This is a genomic window from Pseudomonas svalbardensis (genome assembly GCF_030053115.1).
In the GTDB taxonomy this organism is placed as follows: Bacteria; Pseudomonadota; Gammaproteobacteria; order Pseudomonadales; family Pseudomonadaceae; genus Aquipseudomonas; species Aquipseudomonas svalbardensis.
Map to the genome: position 1 here is coordinate 1,486,292 of NZ_CP125619.1, position 21,593 is coordinate 1,507,884.

The 21,593-nt window shown below is 58.8% G+C and carries 18 protein-coding genes; 11 read left to right on the forward strand and 7 right to left on the reverse strand.

What is annotated here, in order from left to right:
• Positions 1 to 147 precede the first annotated feature (147 nt).
• Positions 148 to 1,275, reverse strand: coding sequence for a branched-chain amino acid ABC transporter substrate-binding protein (locus tag QFX16_RS06635; protein WP_283183291.1), 1,128 nt, complete (start codon positions 1,273 to 1,275; stop codon positions 148 to 150).
• Between the two features lie 338 nt (positions 1,276 to 1,613).
• On the opposite strand from QFX16_RS06635, the gene QFX16_RS06640 reads away from it, so the two are divergent.
• Positions 1,614 to 1,919, forward strand: a complete 306-nt coding sequence (locus QFX16_RS06640; protein ID WP_007906642.1) for a DUF2288 domain-containing protein — start codon at positions 1,614 to 1,616, stop codon at positions 1,917 to 1,919.
• A gap of 299 nt (positions 1,920 to 2,218) precedes the next feature.
• Here the strand turns inward: QFX16_RS06640 and QFX16_RS06645 are convergent, their stop codons facing one another.
• Positions 2,219 to 4,414, reverse strand: a complete 2,196-nt coding sequence (locus QFX16_RS06645) for a hypothetical protein (protein ID WP_283183292.1) — start codon at positions 4,412 to 4,414, stop codon at positions 2,219 to 2,221.
• Between the two features lie 197 nt (positions 4,415 to 4,611).
• Between QFX16_RS06645 and QFX16_RS06650 the strand changes: the two genes are divergently transcribed.
• On the forward strand, positions 4,612 to 5,508 hold the full coding sequence (locus QFX16_RS06650) for an NAD(P)-dependent oxidoreductase (protein ID WP_283183293.1): 897 nt from the start codon (positions 4,612 to 4,614) through the stop codon (positions 5,506 to 5,508).
• On the opposite strand, the gene QFX16_RS06655 is transcribed toward QFX16_RS06650, so the two are convergent.
• Positions 5,399 to 7,681, reverse strand: coding sequence for a putative bifunctional diguanylate cyclase/phosphodiesterase (locus QFX16_RS06655; protein ID WP_283183294.1), 2,283 nt, complete (start codon positions 7,679 to 7,681; stop codon positions 5,399 to 5,401). The genes QFX16_RS06650 and QFX16_RS06655 overlap by 110 nt on opposite strands.
• A 288-nt stretch (positions 7,682 to 7,969) precedes the next feature.
• Here QFX16_RS06655 and QFX16_RS06660 point away from each other — a divergent pair, with 288 nt between their 5' ends.
• Entirely contained in the window at positions 7,970 to 9,319 is a 1,350-nt protein-coding gene (locus QFX16_RS06660) for a spinster family MFS transporter (RefSeq protein WP_283183295.1), read from the forward strand.
• A gap of 98 nt (positions 9,320 to 9,417) precedes the next feature.
• On the opposite strand, the gene rapA is transcribed toward QFX16_RS06660, so the two are convergent.
• Entirely contained in the window at positions 9,418 to 12,264 is a 2,847-nt protein-coding gene (rapA, locus tag QFX16_RS06665; protein WP_283183296.1) for an RNA polymerase-associated protein RapA, read from the reverse strand.
• Positions 12,265 to 12,482: 218 nt separating this feature from the next.
• Here rapA and QFX16_RS06670 point away from each other — a divergent pair, with 218 nt between their 5' ends.
• The 3 genes from QFX16_RS06670 to ccoM all read left to right on the forward strand — a co-directional run bounded on the left by QFX16_RS06670 (position 12,483) and on the right by ccoM (position 13,344).
• Positions 12,483 to 12,824, forward strand: coding sequence for an aspartate-semialdehyde dehydrogenase (locus tag QFX16_RS06670; RefSeq protein ID WP_283183297.1), 342 nt, complete (start codon positions 12,483 to 12,485; stop codon positions 12,822 to 12,824).
• A 100-nt stretch (positions 12,825 to 12,924) separates the two neighbouring features.
• Positions 12,925 to 13,086 (forward strand): hypothetical protein, encoded by a 162-nt coding sequence (locus tag QFX16_RS06675; protein WP_095128014.1) that lies wholly within the window; start codon positions 12,925 to 12,927, stop codon positions 13,084 to 13,086.
• A gap of 144 nt (positions 13,087 to 13,230) precedes the next feature.
• Positions 13,231 to 13,344, forward strand: a complete 114-nt coding sequence (gene ccoM / locus QFX16_RS06680; protein ID WP_054046898.1) for a cytochrome c oxidase subunit CcoM — start codon at positions 13,231 to 13,233, stop codon at positions 13,342 to 13,344.
• A 160-nt stretch (positions 13,345 to 13,504) separates the two neighbouring features.
• On the opposite strand, the gene QFX16_RS06685 is transcribed toward ccoM, so the two are convergent.
• The 3 genes from QFX16_RS06685 to QFX16_RS06695 form a co-directional block, all read right to left on the reverse strand.
• Positions 13,505 to 14,980, reverse strand: a complete 1,476-nt coding sequence (locus tag QFX16_RS06685) for an inorganic phosphate transporter (protein WP_283183298.1) — start codon at positions 14,978 to 14,980, stop codon at positions 13,505 to 13,507.
• Positions 14,981 to 15,355: 375 nt separating this feature from the next.
• Positions 15,356 to 15,556, reverse strand: a complete 201-nt coding sequence (locus QFX16_RS06690) for a hypothetical protein (RefSeq protein WP_007935837.1) — start codon at positions 15,554 to 15,556, stop codon at positions 15,356 to 15,358.
• 46 nt (positions 15,557 to 15,602) lie between these two features.
• Positions 15,603 to 15,731: a hypothetical protein gene (locus tag QFX16_RS06695; RefSeq protein ID WP_283183299.1), complete on the reverse strand. Its 129-nt coding sequence runs from the start codon at positions 15,729 to 15,731 to the stop codon at positions 15,603 to 15,605.
• Between the two features lie 503 nt (positions 15,732 to 16,234).
• On the opposite strand from QFX16_RS06695, the gene pcaR reads away from it, so the two are divergent.
• From pcaR to pcaF, 5 genes are all read left to right on the forward strand, one after another.
• Entirely contained in the window at positions 16,235 to 17,077 is an 843-nt protein-coding gene (pcaR, locus tag QFX16_RS06700; protein WP_283183300.1) for a pca regulon transcriptional regulator PcaR, read from the forward strand.
• A 141-nt stretch (positions 17,078 to 17,218) separates the two neighbouring features.
• Positions 17,219 to 18,565, forward strand: a complete 1,347-nt coding sequence (gene pcaK, locus QFX16_RS06705; RefSeq protein ID WP_283183301.1) for a 4-hydroxybenzoate transporter PcaK — start codon at positions 17,219 to 17,221, stop codon at positions 18,563 to 18,565.
• A gap of 169 nt (positions 18,566 to 18,734) precedes the next feature.
• Positions 18,735 to 19,592 (forward strand): CoA transferase subunit A, encoded by an 858-nt coding sequence (locus tag QFX16_RS06710; protein ID WP_007947285.1) that lies wholly within the window; start codon positions 18,735 to 18,737, stop codon positions 19,590 to 19,592.
• Positions 19,592 to 20,371, forward strand: coding sequence for a CoA-transferase subunit beta (locus QFX16_RS06715; RefSeq protein WP_283183302.1), 780 nt, complete (start codon positions 19,592 to 19,594; stop codon positions 20,369 to 20,371). The genes QFX16_RS06710 and QFX16_RS06715 overlap by 1 nt, the downstream gene beginning before the upstream one ends.
• Positions 20,368 to 21,573 (forward strand): 3-oxoadipyl-CoA thiolase, encoded by a 1,206-nt coding sequence (gene pcaF / locus QFX16_RS06720; protein WP_283184527.1) that lies wholly within the window; start codon positions 20,368 to 20,370, stop codon positions 21,571 to 21,573. The genes QFX16_RS06715 and pcaF overlap by 4 nt, the downstream gene beginning before the upstream one ends.
• The last annotated feature ends 20 nt before the right edge of the window (positions 21,574 to 21,593 follow it).

Below are 21,593 nucleotides of genomic sequence, written 5' to 3' on the forward strand. Positions count from 1 at the left end.
CGCGAGGTTTGCCAGCGAACCGCTGATGACGGTTTTGAGATTTTCAGGTGGGGAGACTGGCGGATCACGCCAGTGCGGCCCAATACATTCGTAAAACAAAGCCCACGGCACGCCGTGGGCTTTATTGGCAGTCAGTTTGGCCGCGCCTTACTGAGGTTTTGCTTCAGTTTTAGGTTTGCCGAAGTGCCACTCGTAAACCACAAATTTGAAGTCTTTCAAGTCGCCCTTGGCGTCGAAGCTCAGGTCGCCAGTCGGAGTCTTGAAGGTGCCTGCGTGGATAGCTTCAGCCACTTTGGCAGTGTCTTCGCTCTTGGCAGCCTTGATACCGTCAGCGATGACGGTCACAGCCGAGTAGGCCGGGAACACGAACGGACCGCTCGGGTCTTCTTTCTTGGCTTTGAACGCGTCAGCCAGGGCGACGTTGGCCGGATCCTGGTCGAAGGATTTCGGCAGGGTTACCAGCAGACCTTCGGAAGCGTCCTTGGCGATCTGCGAAATGGAGTCGTTACCCACGCCTTCCGGACCCATGAACTTGGCTTTCAGGCCTTTTTCCTGGGCTTGACGCAGGATCAGGCCCAGCTCCGGGTGGTAGCCGCCGTAGTAGACGAAGTCGACGTTGGCTTGCTTGAGTTTGGCGATCATCGAAGAGAAGTCTTTGTCGCCGGCGTTGATGCCTTCGAACACGGCAACCTTGACGTTTTTGCCTTCCAGGGTTTTCTTCACAGCGGTGGCGATGCCTTCACCGTATTGCTGTTTGTCGTGCAGAACAGCAACGATCTTCGGTTTTACGAAGTCGGCAATGTAGTTACCGGCGGCAGGGCCTTGGGCGCTGTCCAGACCGATGGTGCGGAACACCATTTTGTAACCACGGGAAGTGATGTCCGGGCTGGTGGCAGCCGGGGTGATCATGATCACGCCTTCGTCTTCGTAAATGTCCGAAGCCGGTTGAGTGGAGCTGGAGCACAGGTGACCGACCACGAACTTGACGCCGTCGTTGACGACTTTGTTCGCGACCGCTACCGCTTGTTTTGGATCACAGGCGTCATCGTATTCAACGGCTTCGAGTTTCTTGCCGTCTACGCCGCCTTTGGCGTTGATCTGTTCGATGGCCATTTTGGCGCCACTGAACTGCATGTCGCCGTATTGGGCTACAGGGCCGGTTTTAGGGCCGGCGATGCCGATCTTGATGGTGTCAGCTGCGAACGAATGGCTGGCAACCCCGGCCAGAACCATAGCGGCAAACAGTTTGGAAATCTGCTTAGTAGCCTTAGTCATAGTGCTCCACTCTTACTGTTGTAGTTTTTATAGTCCTGGCGCCGTAGCAGCAGAACCGGGTCAGATATCTTCGATATCCTCCGGAAAATGCCCCCGGCAACTGTACCGGTACAGTGTAGAGCGCCAATTGTTAGCCTGGGAAGCTGGCGCCAGGGGGCAAAATCAGAGGGTGTCGCTTTTTTGAAAGAAAAAGACAGAATGGCGGCGGGGGTTATAGCTGAAATATCAGCAATCCTTGGCTTTCCTGCTGTTTTCAATCAGTAACTCAATTGCATCCGGGTTTTTCTGCCAGACCACCAACGTTATGATTACGTCGATTTCTTTTCCGGACAGGACCCATGACTCAAGAACCTAGCACCCTCTATGCCAAGCTGCTTGGTGAAACCGCATCTATTACCTGGAAGGAGCTTGAGCCGTTCTTCGCTAGGGGTGCCCTATTGTGGGTCGATCCCGGTCTGGATCTGATTGCTGCAGCGGAGGCAGTCGCGACCGACGAAGGCGAGAAAGTGGCTGCCTGGCTGGCCGCCGACAAGGTCGCCAAGCTGTCTGAAACGCGGGCGCTGGATCTTTTTGAACGCGATCCGGAGCTGTGGGCAGTGGTCGTTTCGCCGTGGATTCTGATCCAGGAAAGGGCGACGAGCTGAAGTAGCGCACTCTATTGGTGCGTGACTTTGTTGGACGAAAGTGTGTAGCCGAGTAGCGTGATGGCATGTTGCCGTAGAGAAAGGCCACAGGCGGGCCAGCATCACGGTGACGTAAACGTAACGGGAACAGTTTATCGAGCAGCCTAAGGGCTACTTAATTGTTTCTGAATGTTGGGATTTGTGGTGAATTTTATGCCGCCATCGCGAGCAGGCTCGCTCCCACAATGTGATCGCATTCCTCCTGAAAGAACGCGGTCCCCTGTGGGAGCGAGCCTGCTCGCGATTGGGCGCGCCGCTAATTAAGCCGTCTTGCCCGTATGGTTATTCAAAGAAATAACCTTGGTCTTGCCAATCCGGTGGCGATAAATCTCGCGCAAGTACTTGATCGCCTTCTTCACGCAGTCCCGGGACAGACGAATGTCATTGATCGAGACGAACTTGTCTTTGTCGTTGATCAGTTCGCGGTACTTCTTCTCGTACATCGGTTTGATCGCGTACCAGTTGGTGTCGAGGATCTTCGCCGGGTTCTCGAATTCATTCAGCAACTCGTCGATCCGGTCTTCGTCGAAATCTTCATTAATGATGAAATCCAGAATCGAGTTATCCAGGGTTTCATCAAAGCGGTACGGGTTTTTCGCGAAGCAACGCTTGATGAAGGCCACGATCAGCGTCAGGAAGTCGTCCGACAGGCACGGGCTCTTGGCGATCAGGGTGGTCAGCGACAGGTTGGCCGAGGCGCCGATGACCAGCGCATAACGCTTGAGCGTGGTGTTCGGGAACAGGCTGTTGAGGTGGGTCTTCAACCGGTTCAGGTCCATGTAGGACAGCTTGTAGTCCTTCGGCAGCGAAACAATCGACACTACCGATGAGCAGTTCTTGAAGAAGTGCAGGTCGTGCAAGGCGGCCGCGTCATACCCCGAGTTCTTGTACTGCTCCAGCGAGGCGCGATAGCGCTTGGATTCGATCGGCAACAGGCTGATGCCTTCGATTGCCTGGGTCACTTTGTTGAAGTGCGGCAAGTCGATGGAGCGGAAGAACAGGTCGTCGATGTTCAGGCGCTGCGGTTCCTTCTCGAACACCTTGAACTTGTCGCTGCTCGGCGGCGGGGTTTCCGGCACCACGGACTCGGCGTAGGCAATCGCTACGGGGCCGGCCAGACTCATGAACAGGTCGTTGGCGTCGAGGCGAATGGTTTCGCCAATGTCGATGCCAGCCCGACGGAAATAGTTCTGGTCGTAGTCGGTGGTGACCGCTTGCGCCGTCAGAATGTTGAAGATCTGCTGTGAGATGTATTGGTTAGCGTGCTTTTCCATCGCATTGACGTCGATGTTCTGGATGTTGCCGTCATCGCTTTCTTCGGCGTAACGCATGATGTCGTTGGAGATCAGCATCATGGCGTTCCATGGGCGGATACGGCCCATGACACTGGCTTCGCTGCTGTCTTCGTTGGCGAAGTTGTAAGAGAAGTCCCACTCTTCCGACAGGTATTTGCACAGCAGGCGACCGGCGTTGATGTGCAGCGCCTCGGACATTTCGCTGCGGTGATCGGAAATGTTCGGCAGCACGCAGATGCCGCTGGTGAAGATCGGCTCGAAGACGAAAGCATGGCCGCTTTTGCTGTCGTGCTCGTCCATTGGCTTGGTGTCGAATGTCTTGTTCATGTACGAGTGTTGCTGGGCCAAGCCGAATTCCGAAGCCATGCCCGAACCGGTACCACCACCGGCACTGAAGATCGAGAAATACAGGCGCGACTGGTTGGCCTTGATGCCGCAGCTGTCGATCAGGTACGAGTGGATCATCTTCCAGTCAGGGCTGGAGAAACGCTGGGTGTCCTTGTTCAGGATGATCTTGGCCAGGTATTGACCGAGGATCGGCGCGTTACCGGCGCCACCGGCGTGGACTTCCGACAAGTCCATGATTTTCATTTTGCTGTAGTCGCGCAGGAACCCACTTTTTTCGCCCTTGCGCGAGAAGCGGATGCGACCGGCGATGTCTTTGTCCAGGTCGCCAAGCATGACCAGTGGTTCAACCAGGAACACCGGTTTTGGGGCCTTGTTCGGACCCAGGCGCAGATTGTTGCGAATCCACTGTGCCGGGCTGTAGCCCTTTTCGGCGAAGCGCTTGTCCGGCGACAGGCGATCTTCGTTATTGAATTCGTTGAGGTAGAACTTGCGGGCGTTGTACACCAGTTCGGCGACGTCCAGTGCGATGTTCGAACCGCAGCGGCCCAGGCCGATCAAGCATACCGACGGGAATTCCTGATCGCTGTGCTGTTCACTGTCGCCTTCCAGATGCGGTGGGCGCGGGAACACCATATCGCGCAGGCCGTCGAGGTTGTCTAGGATACGGTCGGTGTTGGTTTCGGTGAAGTACAGGTATTGCTGAGTCGCCAACGGGCGCGATGGCGTCAATGGCTTCGACGGTGCGGGGCTGTTCGCCGCTGGGCTCAACGTCAGATCGGATATCGCAGCGGCCGGATTGTTTTTAGAAGTCATTGTGCGCCATGTACCTGGGCTGGTTGGTTGGGCGACAAGCTGTCGTCGAACCATCACGGATGGGATCTCGCGTCTTTTTTCAGCGCGTATTTGGCCCAAGCGTCAGGGCCTTGGCCTGCGCATCGCTCGGGGGAATCCTTTCCTAAGTCATGATGAATCGGCCAATATTCGGTGATCTTTAATCAAAAGGAGGCTAAATGATGGCAACGTTACCTTTACTTGGGTTTGCCGGGATCGGCCTGATGGGTTTGCCGATGTGCCGGCGCCTGCTGGCGGCGGGTTATCCGCTGACCGTGTGGAACCGCAATCCGGCAAAGTGCGCGCCGCTGGTCGAGGCCGGTGCACGACAGGTCGCCACGCCGGCTGAGCTGTGCCAGCACGCCGACGTGGTGATGCTGTGCCTGGCGGACACATCGGTGGTTCGAGAGGTGGTGTTTGGCGCGGAAGGGATTGCGCAAGGTGCGAAAATCGGTCAATTGCTGGTGGATTTTTCCAGCCTGGAACCTACCGCGACGCGGGAAATGGCGACAGCGCTGGTCAGCCAAACCGGCATGAGCTGGCTGGATACACCAGTGTCCGGCGGAGTGGTCGGTGCCGAGGCCGGCAGCCTGGCGATCATGGTGGGCGGTGAAACGGCGGATCTTGAGCGCGTCAGGCCTGTGCTGTTGAGCCTCGGCCAGCGCGTGACCCACATGGGCGCCGTCGGAGCGGGGCAGGTGACCAAGGCCTGCAATCAGATGATCGTCGCCTGCAACGCGCTGGTCATCGCCGAAGTCGTGGCGTTGGCCGAGCGTTCCGGGGTGCAGGCCAGCCTGATCGCAGAGGCTCTGGCAGGCGGGTATGCCGATTCAAAGCCCTTGCAGATCCTGGGTCCGCAAATGGCCGACAGCCGTTTCGAACCGGTGAAATGGCATGTGCGTACGTTGCTCAAGGACCTCGATACCGCGGTGAAGTTTTCCCGTGAGCAAGGCTCGGCCACGCCGATCAGTGGACTGGCCGCACAGTTGATGCGCCTGCATGGGAGCCAGGGATTCCTGGAAAAAGATCCGTCGACGCTAGTGCAGTTGTACCGCGAGCCAGACTCAAAGGGCTGACAGTGTGCGAGTGCTTGCGCTGGTTGATTTCGCTCAGCACGGGACGCAATTCCACCAGCGGTACCGGACGACTGAGCAAGTAGCCCTGCACGAAGTCGCAGCCGTTACGCTCCAGAAACTCGTATTGCTCAAGGGTTTCGACGCCTTCGGTCACCACCTGCAAATGCAGTGTGTGGGCCATGACGATGATCGCTTGAACGATTTCCATGTCTTGGGTGGCCTTGGGAATGTCCTGGATGAACGAGCGGTCGATCTTCAGCGTGTTGAGTGGCAGCCGTTTGAGATAGGCCAGTGATGAGTAACCGGTGCCGAAGTCGTCAATCGACAGCGAAACGCCGAGGGCGCGAATCTGGCGCAGCAACACCGCCGTGTTGGCGATGTTGCCCATCAACGCGTTCTCGGTTACTTCCAGTTCCAGCCGCTGCGGCGCCACCCCGGCGCGCCGCAGTGCGTGTTCGATTTCATCGGCCAATTCTTCGCGCGCCAGGTTCAGGGGCGAGCAGTTCACGGCGATGTGGAGTTCTTCGCAACCCTGACGCGACAACTCGCCCAGATCCTCACAGGCTTTGCGCAGGACCCAGTGGTCCAGTTCGGCGATCAGGCCGTTGGCTTCGGCGATGGCAATGAAGCGATCCGGTGCCAGCAGTCCGTGAACCGGATGTTGCCAGCGGATCAGCGCTTCAAGCTTGCTGACTTGGCCGGTTTTCAGGTCGTAGATCGGTTGGTAATAGAGCATCAGCCCGGTGTTTTCGCGCAGGGCGTGGCGCAGTTCTTCTTCGAGTTGCAGTTCCAGCGTTGCGCGGGTTTTCAGGTCTTCGCTGAAGAAATTCAGGCCATTGCGCCCGGTGTCCTTGGACTGATACAGCGCCAGGTCAGCGTTTTTCAGCAACTCTTCACAGGTCTTGCCATCTTGCGGAAACAAGCTGATGCCGATACTGGTGGTCATGACCATGCGCCGCCCGGACAGCTCGATGGGCTCCTGCATTTTCAGCATGATGCGTTGGGCCATGTGCCGCGCTTCTTCACGATCGTGCAGGCCGATGAGGATGCAGAATTCGTCACCGCCGAAACGCGCCACGACGTCTTCGTGGCTGCGCACTGAACCCTTGATGTGGCTGGCCAGGACTTTGAGCAATTCGTCGCCGGCATCATGGCCGAGGCTGTCGTTGATCCGCTTGAAATGGTCGATGTCCAGGAACAACACCGCCAGCATGCCGCCTTCGTTGGTTTTCTCGATGAGTTTCTCGGCAAAAATCTGGTTGAAGCCACGACGGTTGATCAGGTTGGTCAGGGCGTCGTAGTGCGCCACCTGTTGTAACGACATCCTCGCCTGGTCCAGTTGACTGAGCAGGGCGTTGACCCGTTGCAGGTCGCGCTCCTTGTTTTGCAGCTTCTTGTCCGCCAGCGCCGCGCTGATGCTGCTGCCGATGATCAGCAGCGTCATGATCGCCACCGTCAGACCCAGTTGCAGATGATTGTTTACGCCGGGCAGCGGCTGGAGGCTGTCGGCGGGCAGCACCAGATTGAAGGCGGCCATGCCGGTGAAGTGCATGCTGATGATGCCTGCCCCGAGCACCAGACTGGCGCTGTATTTGAGCAGTTGATGGAACAGACCGGTGCCGTCGCGCAGATGACTTGATATCAGCAGGGCTGCAAGGCTGGCACCGATGGCGATCACAATGGAGAGGGCGAATAGCGTAGGTTGGTAATAGGCCACCGCACTCGAACGCATGGCGGTCATGCCCACGTAATGCATGGTGGCGATGCCCAGGCCGATGCAGATCGAAGCCTGGAGGTATTGCCAAAAACTCAGGCGGGGATGGCTGAGAGTATGCATGGCCAACCACGAGGCGAGCAGGGCGATCAACAGAGAAAGGAGAGTGATGGGTAATTCATATTGAATGTCGATCGGAGCCTGAAACGCTAGCATGCCAATGAAGTGCATGGCCCAGATCCCGCCCGCCAGGCAACTGGCGCCGACCCAGCGCCAGAGCCGCTGCGAGGCGGGTTTTTCCATGTGACAGACCCGTTCGGCCATGTCCAATGTGGCAAAGCTGCCGACACAGGCGACCAAATACGCCAGCAGTACCAGAAAAGGGTCATGTGTGCAGTTGAGTATTACCTGGCCGTTCGCCGTCAGCTCAGTAATGAAATGCAAACCAAGCCACTCCATAGCATGCCCCATTGTCATCCTGGCTGGCGCCATGAACGCTGGCGAATGCTTTGGAGTATAGAAGGCATGTTTAGAGTGCAAACGATAGTGGCAAATTGGCCCTAACCATTTTGGAATGAGCGTTAGAGCGTCTGGAAATAAATGTTGTATCAGCTGCGACATCTTCCATGGGCGGATATCAGCTTTACAAATAATGACAGACAGCTCTGGCTGGCCTGACTAGATTGCAGGTTCCGGGCTCGGTTGCGCTGGCAGTGAAGCCCCAATAACAATAAAAGAGACGGACCCATGCAGAACTCGACCCAAGCGGCGAATGCCTGGCGCATTCTGTTCCTGCTGTTCCTGGCCAACCTGTTCAACTTCTTCGACCGCACCATTCCGGCCATCATCATCGAACCGATCCGCATGGAATGGCACCTCAGCGACTTTCAGCTGGGGATCATCGGTACCGCATTCACCCTCGTTTATGCCATTGCCGGCCTGCCTCTGGGACGGATGGCCGATACCGGTTCGCGCAGTAAATTGATGGGCTGGGGCCTGGCGGCGTGGAGCGGGCTGACAGCGGTCAACGGACTGGTGGGGAGTTTCTGGGCTTTCCTGATCGTGCGCATGGGTATCGGCATCGGTGAAGCCAGTTACGCACCGGCCGCCAACTCGCTGATCGGCGATCTGTTCCCGGCCCACCGTCGGGCACGGGCGATGGGCATTTTCATGCTCGGTCTGCCGCTGGGGTTGCTGCTGGCGTTCTTCACCATCGGCTGGATGGTCAAGGCCTTCGACAGCTGGCGCGCGCCGTTCTTTATCGCGGCAGTGCCGGGGCTGATCCTTGCGGTCTTCATGTTCTTCATCAAGGAACCGAAACGCGGCGCCGCAGAGAGTGTGCAAGTCTCGCAGGAGCGCGTCGACCGGCCAATCCGTCGGGTGCTGGCGGTGCCGACTTTCCTGTGGCTGGTGATGGCGGGGCTGTGCTTCAACTTCGCTACGTATGCCTGCAACTCGTTTCTGGTACCGATGCTGCAGCGCTATTTCCTGATGCCGTTGCAGGAAGCGGCGGTGGCGACCGGGGTGATCGTCGGCGTGACCGGGTTGTTTGGCCTGACACTGGGCGGTTGGGTGGCGGACAAGATTCACCAGCGGGTGGCCAGTGGTCGGCTGTTGTTTGCGGCATTCAGCTTGATCATCTCGACGGTGTGCACGGCTTGGGCGCTGCATTCCGGGCGGATCGAGATCGGCGTGTTTGTGGCGGTGTTCAGTGTGGGCTGGTTGTTTGCCTACAACTTCTACACCTGCGTTTACACCGCCATTCAGGACGTAGTCGAGCCGCGCTTGCGGGCTACGGCCATGGCGCTGTTCTTTGCCGGGTTATATTTGCTGGGTGGCGGTCTGGGTCCAGTAGTGGTGGGCGCCTTGTCCGACCACTTCGCGCATACGGCGATGCTCTCGGCGGGTGCTGAACAGATGACTGAGGCGTTCAAGGCTGTCGGCTTGCATGACGCGATGTACCTGATCCCGGTGGCGCTGTTTTTCACCATGGTATTTCTGTTCCTGGCTTCTCGGTGTTTTGTGCGCGATGCCAAGCGGATGAAGGAAGGGTTGGTGGCGGTGGTTGAGCCAGGGGTTTCTGTAGCGACTGCGTGATCGCCAAGGGGTCATCAGCAACACCTCAACATTCCAGCAGACAAAAAAAGGCCCGCATCGCTGCGGGCCTTCTTTGTTTTAGCGGTAGGGGAGGGAGCTTATCCCGCCACCAACACCCGAATCGCTTCCAGTCGCAGCGCAGCCTTGTCGAGCATGGCCAGGCCTTGCTCGCGTTGCTTGCGCAGGGCAACCAGTTCGCTGTCGCGCACGGTCGGGTTGACCGCTTGCAACGCGGTCAGGCGCGCCAGTTCTTCGTCGGTGTCGGCGGCCAGACGACGCTGCGCCTCAGCCACGCGCTCGGCGTGACGAGGGAAGATTTTCTCTTCACCGGCGTTGATCCGTGGCGTCAGCTGATCGCGCTGGGCCTGGATGAACTTGTTGGCGCTGGCACGCGGCACGCTTTCCAGCTGATCGTTAAGGGTTTCGAACGAGACACGGGCCGACAGGTCGTTGCCATTGGCATCGAGCAGGCAGCGCAGGGCGGCCGGTGGCAGGTAACGGCCCAGTTGCAGCGAGCGCGGGGCAACCACTTCGCTGACGTAGAGCAGTTCGAGCAACACGGTGCCAGGTTTCAACGCCTTGTTCTTGATCAGCGCCACGGCGGTGTTGCCCATGGAACCGGACAAGACCAGGTCCATGCCGCCTTGCACCATCGGGTGTTCCCAGGTAATGAACTGCATGTCTTCGCGAGACAGCGCCTGGTTGCGGTCGTAAGTGATGGTCACGCCTTCGTCGTCGCCCAGAGGGAAGCTGGCGTCGAGCATTTTTTCGCTCGGTTTGAGGATCAGCGCGTTTTCCGAATGGTCTTCGCTGTCGATGCCGAAGGCGTCGAACAGGGTTTCCATGTAGATCGGCAGGGCGAACTGGTCGTCTTGCTCAAGGATGTCCTCGACCAGTGCATCACCTTCGCCAGCGCCGCCGGAGTTGAGCTCCAGCAAGCGGTCACGGCCGGTGTGCAGCTCGGCTTCCAGACGCTCGCGCTCGGCGCGGGCTTCGTCGATCAGCGCTTGCCACTCGCCGTCATCGGCGTTTTCCAGCAGCGGCAGCAGGCGCGGGCCGAACTGATGCTGCAGGGCATTGCCGGTCGGGCAGGTGTTGAGGAACGCATTCAGCGCTTCGTGGTACCACTGGAACAGGCGCTCTTGCGGGCTGGTTTCCAGGTACGGCACATGCAGTTCGATGATGTGCTTCTGGCCGATCCGGTCCAGACGGCCGATACGCTGCTCCAGCAGGTCCGGGTGCGACGGCAGATCGAACAGCACCAAGTGGTGCGAGAACTGGAAGTTACGACCTTCACTGCCGATTTCCGAGCAGATCAGCACTTGCGCGCCAAATTCTTCGTCGGCGAAGTAGGCAGCGGCGCGATCACGCTCGAGGATGTTCATGCCTTCGTGGAAGACCGTGGCCGGGATGCCGGAACGCACGCGCAGGGCGTCTTCCAGGTCCATGGCGGTTTCGGCGTGGGCGCAGATCACCAGCACTTTGGTGCGCTTGAGCATCTTCAGCTGATCGATCAGCCACTCGACGCGCGGGTCGAATTTCCACCAGCGTTCTTCTTCGTTGGCATCCGGCTGGGCCTGGAAGCTGACTTCCGGGTACAGCTCGGCGTGATCGCCCAATGGCAGTTCGAGGTATTCGTCGGGGCACGGCAGCGGGTACGGGTGCAGTTTGCGTTCCGGAAAACCCTGCACGGCGGCGCGGGTGTTACGGAACAGCACGCGGCCGGTGCCGTGGCGGTCGAGCAGTTCGCGGACCAGACGGGCGCTGGCCTCGATGTCGCCATCGTTAACCGCCGCCAGCAAGGCTTCGCCTTCGTTGCCGAGGAAACCGTGAATGGTCTCGTGCGCTTCAGGCGACAGGCGTCCCTTGTCCAGCAGCTCCTGAACGGCTTCGGCCACCGGGCGATAGTTTTCGCTCTCGGCACGGAAAGCGTGCAGGTCGTGGAAACGGTTCGGGTCGAGCAGGCGCAGACGCGCAAAGTGGCTGTCCTGACCCAGTTGTTCCGGGGTCGCAGTCAGCAGCAAAACGCCGGGAATGACTTCGGCCAGTTGCTCAACCAGCGAATACTCCGGGCTGGCCTTTTCTTCGTGCCACACCAGGTGGTGGGCTTCGTCGACCACCATCAGGTCCCAACCGGCGGCGAACAGTGCGTCCTGGGCCTTCTCGTCTTCCACCAGCCACTCGAGTGCAACCAGTGCGAGCTGGGTGTCTTCGAACGGGTTGGCGGCATCGCTTTCGATGAAGCGTTCTTCGTCGAACAGCGCGACTTGCAGGTTGAAGCGGCGGCGCATCTCGACCAGCCACTGGTGCTGCAGGTTCTCCGGAACCAGGATCAGCACGCGGTTGGCGCGGCCCGAGAGCAGTTGGCGATGGATCACCAGACCGGCTTCGATGGTTTTACCCAGACCCACTTCGTCTGCCAGCAAAACCCGCGGTGCAATGCGGTCGGCGACTTCACGGGCGATGTGCAGCTGGTGCGCGATCGGTTGAGCACGCACGCCACCGAGGCCCCAAAGCGCGGACTGCAACTGGCGGCTGGTGTGTTCCAGGGTGTTGTATCGCAGGGAGAACCAGGCCAGCGGGTCGATCTGCCCGGCGAACAAACGATCGCTGGCCAGACGGAACTGAATGAAGTTCGACAGTTGGGTTTCCGGCAGGGTAACCACTTCGTTCTGCCCGTTGAGGCCGTGGTAAACCAGCAGGCCGTCGACGTCGTCGACTTCTTGTACGGTCAGTTTCCAGCCTTCGAAGTGAGTGATCGAGTCACCCGGCGAAAACCGCACGCGGGTGAGGGGCGCATTCCGTAGCGCGTACTGGCGAGTCTCGCCAGTGGCCGGGTAGAGCACGGTCAACAAGCGGCCGTCCTGTGCCAGAACGGTGCCTAAACCCAGCTCGGCTTCGCTGTCACTGATCCAGCGTTGCCCCGGTTGATACTGCTGCGCCATGCTGCCTGACTCCCACCTTGAAAAAGCGGGCTATCTTAACGGAACGAGGGCTTCAGGGCCAAAGGACTCTCATAAAAACTCGAAGTCTTACGTTAGTCCAATGATGCAGCGCTTGCAGGTCGGGGCACCTATTCGTGCCAAACGGGTCATAGTTTGCGACCGATGGCTCAAGTCGCCATCCCCGCAGCCGACAGCCTGCTGACAGGAGACTAATAATTATGCTGCCACCGATGCTCCCCTTGAGTGCCGTGCCAATCACCTCACAGCAGGATCCGATTCGCCAGCGGCCGGATATTCCCCCCGTGGTGCCGGTGCAGGAAAGCTCCAACGAAAGCACCATCGACCTGCAACAGCGCGATCCGGAAGAGGCGGCGTTTCAGCTGCGCGAGGAACAGCGCCGCAAGCAGGATCAGGAAAGGCGCCGCCGTGAAGCCGATGAAGATCCCGACGAGCACCTGGCGATTCCCGGTGACGAGCTCAACGCTGACAATACCGTGCCAGTGGCGCCATTGATGGAAGATCAGCCGCGGCAGGGTTTGTGGGTCGATATCCAGATTTGAGGTCACGACTGGTCAGCGCTGCCATCAGACCGCATTATTGGCACATCCTTGCCTGCAGATACGGCAACTGAATTTCATTCCAAGCGATGCACTGATCACCATGAGCCAAGACGACAAACTGATCGACCTCAACGCCGAACGCGCCAAGCGGGTTCATGACCTTAATGAAAAGCGCCTGAACGAAGTACGCCAGGCGTTCGAGCACGCCATGCCGTTGGGTAAAGCGAAGAAAAAGCCGAAGAACAAACCGAAAAAGCGTTGAAACACCCTGCATTGGTTGATGCAGGTCAGTTATTCCCCCTCCTTTACGCCCAGTCTCGGGCGACATTGATCCCGGTCAATTTCTTCTCCTGCCTGATTGGTTAACTTAGCCCCATCGCAACAAGGCAAGTGCAGGAGGCCAGTCATGTTTTTCGACAACGTGGTGATCGCCGGAGTGCTGACAGTCGGCCTCATGGTTCTGTTTTTTGCAGGGTTTGGATATTTCATCTGGAAGGATTCGCATAAGCGCAAACCGTAGGTCTTTCTGGAAGCAATGAGCACGCAAGGCATTTTGGGCAACTTCGGTTGCCCTTTTTTTTTGCGTGCGATTTGCCTGAAGCGTGGGAACGATCTATTTTTCAGCAGTAATAAAAAAGGCGCGAACCTCACGGAACGCGCCTTTTTTGTGCGGCTATGTATCAGCTGCCCAGTGCCTTCGACGCCAGCCAGAACAGGCCGGCCGACAGGGTCACTGTGGCTGGCAGGGTCAGGACCCAAGCCAGCAGGATGGTTCTGACGGTGCCGCCCTGCAGGCCGCTTTTGTTGGCAACCATGGTGCCAGCCACGCCTGATGACAGGACGTGGGTGGTGGAAACCGGCAGGCTGAAGATGTTGGCCATGCCGATCAGGCTCGCGGTAGTGATCTGTGCCGACATGCCTTGGGAGTAAGTCATGCCCTGCTTGCCGATCTTCTCGCCGATGGTCAGAACCACGCGCTTCCAGCCCACCATGGTACCCAGGCCGAGGGCCAGGGCGACCGCCAGAATCACCCAGAACGGGGCGTATTCGGTGGTAGTGGTCAGGTCTTTACGCAGCTTGTTCAGGTCAGCCTTTTCACGGGCAGCGAGACCAGGAAGCTTGCTGACTTTCTTCGCCGTGTCGTCCAGGCAGAGCAGGTAGCGACGCACTTCGATGCGGCTTTCCGCCGGCAGCGAGTGGTAGTCGGCTACACCTTTAAGGGTGCCGAGCAGGGCGGTAATGGTCGGTTCGGTCTGTTGCGGGTTGCAACGGAATTTCTCCGGCAGATCACCTTCCACGCTTTTGCCCAGGGCCAGGAATTCACCCAGCGTATCGGCATTGCGCTTGTAGAACTGGCTCAGGTGCAGGGTCGCATCGCGAGTCCGTTCGATCTGGTAGGTTGTGCTGCCCAGGTCGAGTACGAACTGCGCCGGCACGATACCGATCAGCACCAGCATGATCAGGCCGATACCTTTCTGGCCATCGTTGGAGCCGTGCACGAAGCTCACGGCCATGGCCGAAATGACCAGCACCAGGCGGTTCCAGAACGGCGGGTGTTTCTTGTCGTCGATCTTGCGGCGCTGTTCCGGCGTCTTGTGCATCTTCGACAGTGGACGCCACCATTTAAGACCGATCAGTATCAGAGCCGCAACCAGGAAGCCCGCCATCGGCGAGAACACCAGGGAGGCACCGATATCGATCGCTTTCTGCCAGTTCACACCATCGGCCAACGGAATATCGTTGATCAACGCGTTGGCCAGACCAACACCGAGGATCGAACCGATCAGCGTGTGGGAGCTGGAAGCCGGGATACCGAAGTACCAGGTGCCCAGGTTCCAGGTGATGGCGGCGGCGAGCAGCGAGAACACCATGGCCAGCCCGTGACCGGTGTTCACATTGATCAGCAGTTCTACCGGCAGCAGGTGAACGATGGCATACGCCACGCCAACACCGCCCAGCAGCACGCCGAGAAAGTTGAACACACCGGAAAAGAACACCGCCAGATGGGGCGGCATGGCTTTGGTGTAGATAACAGTGGCCACCGCGTTTGCGGTGTCATGAAAGCCGTTGATGAACTCGAAGGCGAGGACAAAGGCCAGGGCGAGCAAGAGGCTCACAAGCACCCAAGCATCTAGTCCGCTGAATAAATCGATCATGAAGGTTTTCTGACCCGGTCGTAAGGGGGCGCGATTATGCCAGAAAAGACTGCTAATCAATGCACTTGCTGCTCATCGGTAACATTCTTCAACGAATTAATTTGTGGCAGCAGCCAAAACCCCAGGTTTTTACTGGGTTTTGCAAGTCATTGAATTTCTTTGAAAAGGCCGCAGCCACAAGGCGTCCTCTCGTAGGAGCAAGAGGTTTGAACGCTTGTGTGAAATATCTGAAAAGAGGGCCAGACATGAGCCATTTGCCTCATCCGGTGGGTGAGGTGGCCGCTGCCCGCTCGTAGCGGGCGCGAAAGGCATCATCGATACATCCCGTTTTTAACGGGTGCAGACGCAGACCCTTGAAAGGATTCAGGCCGAGGCTTATGGCTCTTCGGCTTTGAGTTCCTTTTCCATTTTCTGCAATTCTTGAGTGAAAGCCTGATCCTGAACGGTGGCGCGTTTACGCCAGGGTTTGCGTTCCGGTTCGGGCTGAGCGGCGTAGGTGGTGACTTCCCCGCCGTAAACTTCCTTGTAACGTTGTTCCTGGCGCTCAAGTTCCGCGCGCAGTTCGTCTTTCGTCACAGTGCTACCTGATTGAGTTGAGATGAATTCTGGTGAAACGCGTGCATCAAATGTATTTGACCACGCTCGCCGAATGGACAAAGCCCGCAAAGGCATCATTTTTTACGGCGTTGCGATCAATTACTTCCATGTTGCAGGCGGCCACGACACCAGAGATAAACAGCTGACGCAGCATCAGTTTCCTGTTACAGCGAACGCCTTGGCTAAGCATATGAAATGAGTGTCAGGCGCTTGCTGCGGGTAACGGCGATGGAACATCGCGCTACCGGATGGCGGAATCGGCAATTAAAAACCGGTCACCACTGAATTTCATTATAGCGGTCGATTCGAAGAACACTATCGCCAAAGAGTTAAAAGTGGGTCTTGATGTGTGATTGTTTTGTTACTCGCAACTTTATACGGCTAACTAGGTCGTTCGGCGGCACGACGTTACAGTGATGTCTTTCTGACGCCATTAAGTCGAACAAGTTAGGGCAATTACATCGACTCTTCTAGTCTGCGTCAGAGCCAGTGTAAAAACAGGTGCAAGCCCGTTCAATAATCGGCTGGTCCTGGTGGGAGTCGATTGCGATTATCGGTCGACGGTTCGATAATCGAACAGTCTTGGCTGGCCGGGGTTGTGTGAGGGACCGGCTGCCGCTTGTAATAGCCGCTGATCCGCGTGGAAAAGGACCTTATATGAACGATCAAATGCGCAATTCCTTCGCTTCAGTGGCGCCGCCGATCGTTGCCTCGCCCGCCAAGCGGATCCAGGCACTGACCGGCGACCCGGATTTCATGACATCCCTGGCCCGTGGCCTGGCTGTGGTGCAAGCGTTCCAGGAGCGCAAACGTCACCTCACCATCGCTCAGATCAGTCACCGCACGGAAATTCCCCGCGCCGCTGTGCGACGTTGCCTGCACACGCTGATCAAACTCGGTTACGCCACCACCGACGGCCGCACGTATTCGCTGCTGCCCAAAGTACTGACGCTTGGCCATGCCTATGTGTCCTCGACGCCGCTGGCGGTTTCCGCCCAGCCCTACCTGGACCGCATGAGCGAGCAACTTCATGAAGCCTGCAACATGGCCACTCTGGAAGGCGATGACATCTTGTACATCGCTCGTTCGGCCACCACCCAGCGACTGATTTCGGTCGACCTGTCGGTGGGTGGACGTCTGCCAGCCTATTGCACCTCGATGGGTCGGATTCTTCTCGCTGCGCTGGACGATACGTCACTGCACGAGTACCTAGACCATGCAGAGCTGCAAGCCAAGACCAGCCGAACCTTGCACACCCCCGAGGCGTTGCTCGAATGCCTGCAAGAGGTGCGACAGCAAGGCTGGTGCATCGTCGATCAGGAACTGGAGCAGGGTCTTCGCTCGATTGCCGTTCCGGTGTACGACGCTTCCGGCCAAGTGGTCGCGGCGCTAAATGTCAGTACCCACGCTGGCCGAGTCAGCCGCAACGAGCTGGAACAACGTTTCCTGCCTGGCCTTCTGAGCGCGAGTCGCGACCTCAGCGCGCAACTCTTTGCGTAAGCCATTTGCCTAAGCTGTTCGATAAACGCACAGACTCGCATTTATCGAATTGACGCTCTTTCCCCAAGATCACTAATGTCGCGGCAGCGCCAGCCTTGGCTGGCTCCTATCCGACTGCGTTCTTTGCGTGGAATAAAAATAATGAACCAGCCCCAGTCTGCTGTAGGAAACTGCCTCGACGTGCAGTCCTTCATCAATGCTCAACCCATTTCGCGCTACCAATGGCGAGTGGTGATCCTGTGTTTCCTGATTGTTTTCCTCGATGGCCTCGACACGGCGGCCATGGGTTTCATCGCGCCCGCCCTGTCTCAGGATTGGGGCATCGACCGCGCCAGTCTCGGCCCGGTGATGAGCGCGGCGTTGATCGGTATGGTCTTTGGCGCACTGGGTTCTGGCCCATTGGCTGACCGCTTCGGGCGAAAAATCGTACTGGTGGGCGCGGTGTTGTTGTTTGGCGCGTTCAGCCTGGCCTCGGCTTATAGCACCAACGTCGATCAGCTGCTGGTGCTGCGTTTCCTCACTGGCCTGGGCCTTGGCGCCGGCATGCCGAACGCCACGACGCTGCTGTCCGAATACACCCCGGAGCGCAAGAAATCCCTGCTGGTGACCAGCATGTTCTGCGGCTTCAACCTTGGCATGGCGGGCGGCGGTTTCATTTCCGCCAAACTGATCCCGGCGTTTGGCTGGCACAGTCTGCTGATGATCGGCGGGATTTTGCCGCTGATCCTCGCCGTCGTATTGCTGTTCTGGCTGCCGGAATCGGCGCGCTACCTCGTCGTCCGCAATCGCGGCACTGACAAAGTGCGCAAGACCCTGGCGCCCATCGATCCAACCGTCGTCGCTCAGGCTTCCAGCTTCAGCGTGCCAGAACAGAAAACCGTGAAGGCCCGCAACGTATTCGCGGTGATCTTCTCCGGCACCTACAGCACTGGCACCTTGTTGCTGTGGCTGACCTACTTCATGGGGCTGGTGATCGTTTATCTGTTGACAAGTTGGCTGCCGACGCTGATGCGTGACAGTGGCGCGAGCATGGAGCAGTCGGCATTCATCGGCGCGTTGTTCCAGTTTGGCGGGGTATTGAGCGCGGTGGGCGTGGGCTGGGCGATGGACCGGTTCAATCCGCACAAGGTTATCGGCATTTTCTATCTATTCGCCGGGGTGTTTGCCTACGCGGTAGGGCAGAGCCTGGGCAACATCACGCTATTGGCGACGTTGGTGCTGGTGGCCGGGATGTGCGTCAACGGTGCGCAATCGGCGATGCCTTCCCTGGCGGCGCGGTTTTATCCGACGCAGGGGCGGGCGACCGGGGTGTCGTGGATGCTCGGGATTGGCCGCTTTGGCGCGATCCTTGGTGCGTGGATGGGCGCAACGTTACTGGGGCTGGGCTGGAATTTCGAGCAGGTACTGACAGCGCTGGTGATTCCAGCGGCATTGGCGACCACGGCGGTGGTGATCAAGGGCATGGTCAGCCATGCGGATGCGACCTGAGGGCAGGTGATGATCGGTAGCGAGACAACAATCTGTTCGATAAACGAACACTCAGTCGATTATCGGATTGTTTGACGATTTTCAGGGGCTTACTCTTCAGTCATTCCGGCGCTGCGCATCGCGCCTTTTTCTTCCACTGTCGGTTCATAACAAAACGGGAGCCTGCCCCATGGCTGAAATCCTTTCGCTGCACGACGCGGTGAAGCAATTCGTAAACGACGGCGATACGGTCGCGCTCGAAGGCTTCACTCACCTGATCCCTACGGCGGCGGGTCACGAAATCATTCGCCAGGGCAAGAAAGACCTGACCCTGGTGCGGATGACGCCTGACCTGATCTACGACCAGTTGATCGGCGCCGGTTGTGCTCGCAAGCTGATTTTCTCCTGGGGTGGTAACCCGGGCGTCGGTTCGCTGCATCGCTTGCGTGACGCCGTCGAGAAGCAGTGGCCACACGCGCTGGAAATCGAAGAACACAGCCACGCCGACCTGGCCAATGCCTACGTCGCTGGCGCTTCCGGCCTACCGTTCGCGGTGCTGCGTGCCTACGCCGGCTCCGACCTGCCGAAGGTCAACCCGCTGATCAAAACCGTCACCTGCCCATTCACCGGCGAAGTATTGGCGGCCGTGCCTTCGGTGCGACCGGACATCACCGTGATTCACGCACAGAAAGCCGACCGCAAAGGCAACGTGTTGCTCTGGGGCATTCTCGGCGTGCAGAAAGAAGCCGCACTGGCCGCCAAGCGCTGCATCGTCACCGTCGAGGAAATCGTCGACGACCTCAATGCACCGATGAACTCCTGCGTTCTGCCGACCTGGGCCTTGAGCGCGGTCTGCCACGTTCCCGGTGGTGCGCATCCGTCCTACGCTCACGGCTACAACGAGCGTGATAACCGTTTCTACCAGGCCTGGGACCCGATTGCCCGCGACCGTGAAACCTTCACCGCGTGGATCAACGAGTACATCCACGGCTGCGCTGACTTCAGCGAGTTCCAGGCCAAACTGGCCGCTGCTTCGGAGGCCAAGTAATGACTTACACCACCAATGAAATGATGACCGTCGCCGCTGCCCGCCGTTTGAAAAACGGTTCGGTGTGCTTCGTCGGCATCGGCCTGCCGTCGAAAGCCGCCAACCTGGCGCGTCTGACTTCCTCGCCGGATGTCGTCCTGATCTACGAATCGGGTCCGATCGGTGCCAAGCCGAGCGTACTGCCGCTGTCGATCGGTGACGGTGAACTGGCGGAAACCGCCGACACCGTCGTCCCGACCGGTGAGATTTTTCGCTACTGGTTGCAGGGCGGGCGCATCGACGTCGGTTTCCTCGGTGCCGCGCAAGTCGACCGCTTCGGCAATATCAACACCACGGTCGTTGGCGATTACCACGCGCCGAAAGTCCGCCTGCCGGGTGCCGGCGGTGCGCCGGAGATCGCTGGCTCGGCCAAAAGCGTGCTGATCATCCTCAAGCAGTCGGCGCGTTCCTTTGTCGACAAACTCGACTTCATTACCTCGGTCGGCCATGGCGAGGGCGGTGATTCGCGCAAGCGTCTCGGCCTGCCGGGCGCCGGTCCGGTCGGCATCATTACTGATCTGTGCATCATGGAACCGGAAGCCAACACCCATGAATTCGTGGTCACCGCGCTGCACCCAGGCGTGACCCGTGAACAAGTGACCGCGGCTACCGGTTGGGCTGTTCGTTTTGCAGAAAATGTTGAAAACACAGCCGAGCCAACGGATGTCGAACTGAAGGCACTCAGGGATCTGGAAGCCCGCACTGCCGCGGCCCACGGCCAAGCACCCGGAGAAGCCTGATGCGTGACGTTTATATCTGCGACGCGATTCGCACCCCCATCGGCCGTTTCGGCGGTGGCCTGTCGGCGGTTCGCGCCGACGACCTGGCCGCCGTGCCGATCAAGGCGTTGATGGAGCGCAATCCTTCGGTGGACTGGAACGCGGTGGACGAGGTGTTTCTCGGTTGCGCCAACCAGGCCGGCGAAGACAACCGCAACGTGGCGCGCATGGCGTTGTTGCTGGCGGGGCTGCCGGAAACCATTCCGGGCGTGACCCTCAATCGCCTCTGCGCCTCGGGTATGGATGCCATCGGCACTGCATTTCGGGCGATCGCCAGTGGCGAGATGGAACTGGCGATTGCCGGCGGCGTCGAGTCGATGTCCCGCGCACCGTTTGTGATGGGCAAGGCCGATGCGGCGTTCTCGCGCAACATGAAGCTGGAAGACACCACCATCGGCTGGCGCTTCATCAACCCGTTGATGAAAGCCCAATACGGCGTGGATGCGATGCCGCAGACCGCCGACAACGTGGCTGACGATTACGAAGTTTCCCGCGCCGATCAGGACGCTTTCGCACTGCGCAGTCAGCAGCGGACAGCCGCCGCGCAAGCCGCAGGATTTTTCGCCGAAGAAATCGTTGAAGTGCGCATTGCCCACAAGAAGGGTGAAAGTGTCGTCAGCCAGGATGAGCATCCTCGCGCCGACACCACGCTGGAAACCCTGGCCAAACTGAAACCGGTCAATGGTCCCGACAAAACCGTCACTGCCGGCAATGCTTCCGGGGTGAACGACGGTGCGGCGGCGTTGATTCTGGCCTCGGCCGAAGCGGTGAAACAGCACGGTCTGACCGCCCGCGCCAAAGTGCTGGGCATGTCCAGTGCCGGTGTCGCACCACGGGTCATGGGCATCGGCCCGGTGCCGGCGGTGCGCAAATTGACCGAACGTCTCGGTCTGGCCGTCAGTGATTTTGACGTGATCGAACTCAACGAAGCGTTCGCCAGCCAGGGTTTGGCGGTGCTGCGGGAACTGGGGCTGGCGGACGACGCTGCCCAGGTCAACCCGAACGGTGGCGCCATTGCCTTGGGCCATCCGTTGGGCATGAGCGGCGCGCGCCTGGTAATGACCGCGCTGCATCAGCTGGAAAAGACTGGCGGCAAGAAAGGTCTGGCGACCATGTGCGTCGGCGTGGGCCAGGGTCTGGCCTTGGCGATCGAACGGGTCTGACGCGCAGCGTTGATGAATAA

Coding starts and splice junctions, on each gene's coding strand:
- QFX16_RS06655 (WP_283183294.1), bottom strand. CDS start 7,681: ATGGAGTGGCTTGGTTTGCATTTCATTACTGAGCTGACGGCGAACGGC.
- pcaR (WP_283183300.1), top strand. CDS start 16,235: ATGAACGATCAAATGCGCAATTCCTTCGCTTCAGTGGCGCCGCCGATC.
- QFX16_RS06660 (WP_283183295.1), top strand. CDS start 7,970: ATGCAGAACTCGACCCAAGCGGCGAATGCCTGGCGCATTCTGTTCCTG.
- QFX16_RS06715 (WP_283183302.1), top strand. CDS start 19,592: ATGACTTACACCACCAATGAAATGATGACCGTCGCCGCTGCCCGCCGT.
- QFX16_RS06640 (WP_007906642.1), top strand. CDS start 1,614: ATGACTCAAGAACCTAGCACCCTCTATGCCAAGCTGCTTGGTGAAACC.
- QFX16_RS06685 (WP_283183298.1), bottom strand. CDS start 14,980: ATGATCGATTTATTCAGCGGACTAGATGCTTGGGTGCTTGTGAGCCTC.
- QFX16_RS06650 (WP_283183293.1), top strand. CDS start 4,612: ATGATGGCAACGTTACCTTTACTTGGGTTTGCCGGGATCGGCCTGATG.
- QFX16_RS06645 (WP_283183292.1), bottom strand. CDS start 4,414: ATGACTTCTAAAAACAATCCGGCCGCTGCGATATCCGATCTGACGTTG.
- QFX16_RS06710 (WP_007947285.1), top strand. CDS start 18,735: ATGGCTGAAATCCTTTCGCTGCACGACGCGGTGAAGCAATTCGTAAAC.
- QFX16_RS06635 (WP_283183291.1), bottom strand. CDS start 1,275: ATGACTAAGGCTACTAAGCAGATTTCCAAACTGTTTGCCGCTATGGTT.
- ccoM (WP_054046898.1), top strand. CDS start 13,231: ATGTTTTTCGACAACGTGGTGATCGCCGGAGTGCTGACAGTCGGCCTC.
- QFX16_RS06695 (WP_283183299.1), bottom strand. CDS start 15,731: ATGCTGCGTCAGCTGTTTATCTCTGGTGTCGTGGCCGCCTGCAACATG.
- QFX16_RS06675 (WP_095128014.1), top strand. CDS start 12,925: ATGAGCCAAGACGACAAACTGATCGACCTCAACGCCGAACGCGCCAAG.
- pcaK (WP_283183301.1), top strand. CDS start 17,219: ATGAACCAGCCCCAGTCTGCTGTAGGAAACTGCCTCGACGTGCAGTCC.
- QFX16_RS06670 (WP_283183297.1), top strand. CDS start 12,483: ATGCTGCCACCGATGCTCCCCTTGAGTGCCGTGCCAATCACCTCACAG.
- rapA (WP_283183296.1), bottom strand. CDS start 12,264: ATGGCGCAGCAGTATCAACCGGGGCAACGCTGGATCAGTGACAGCGAA.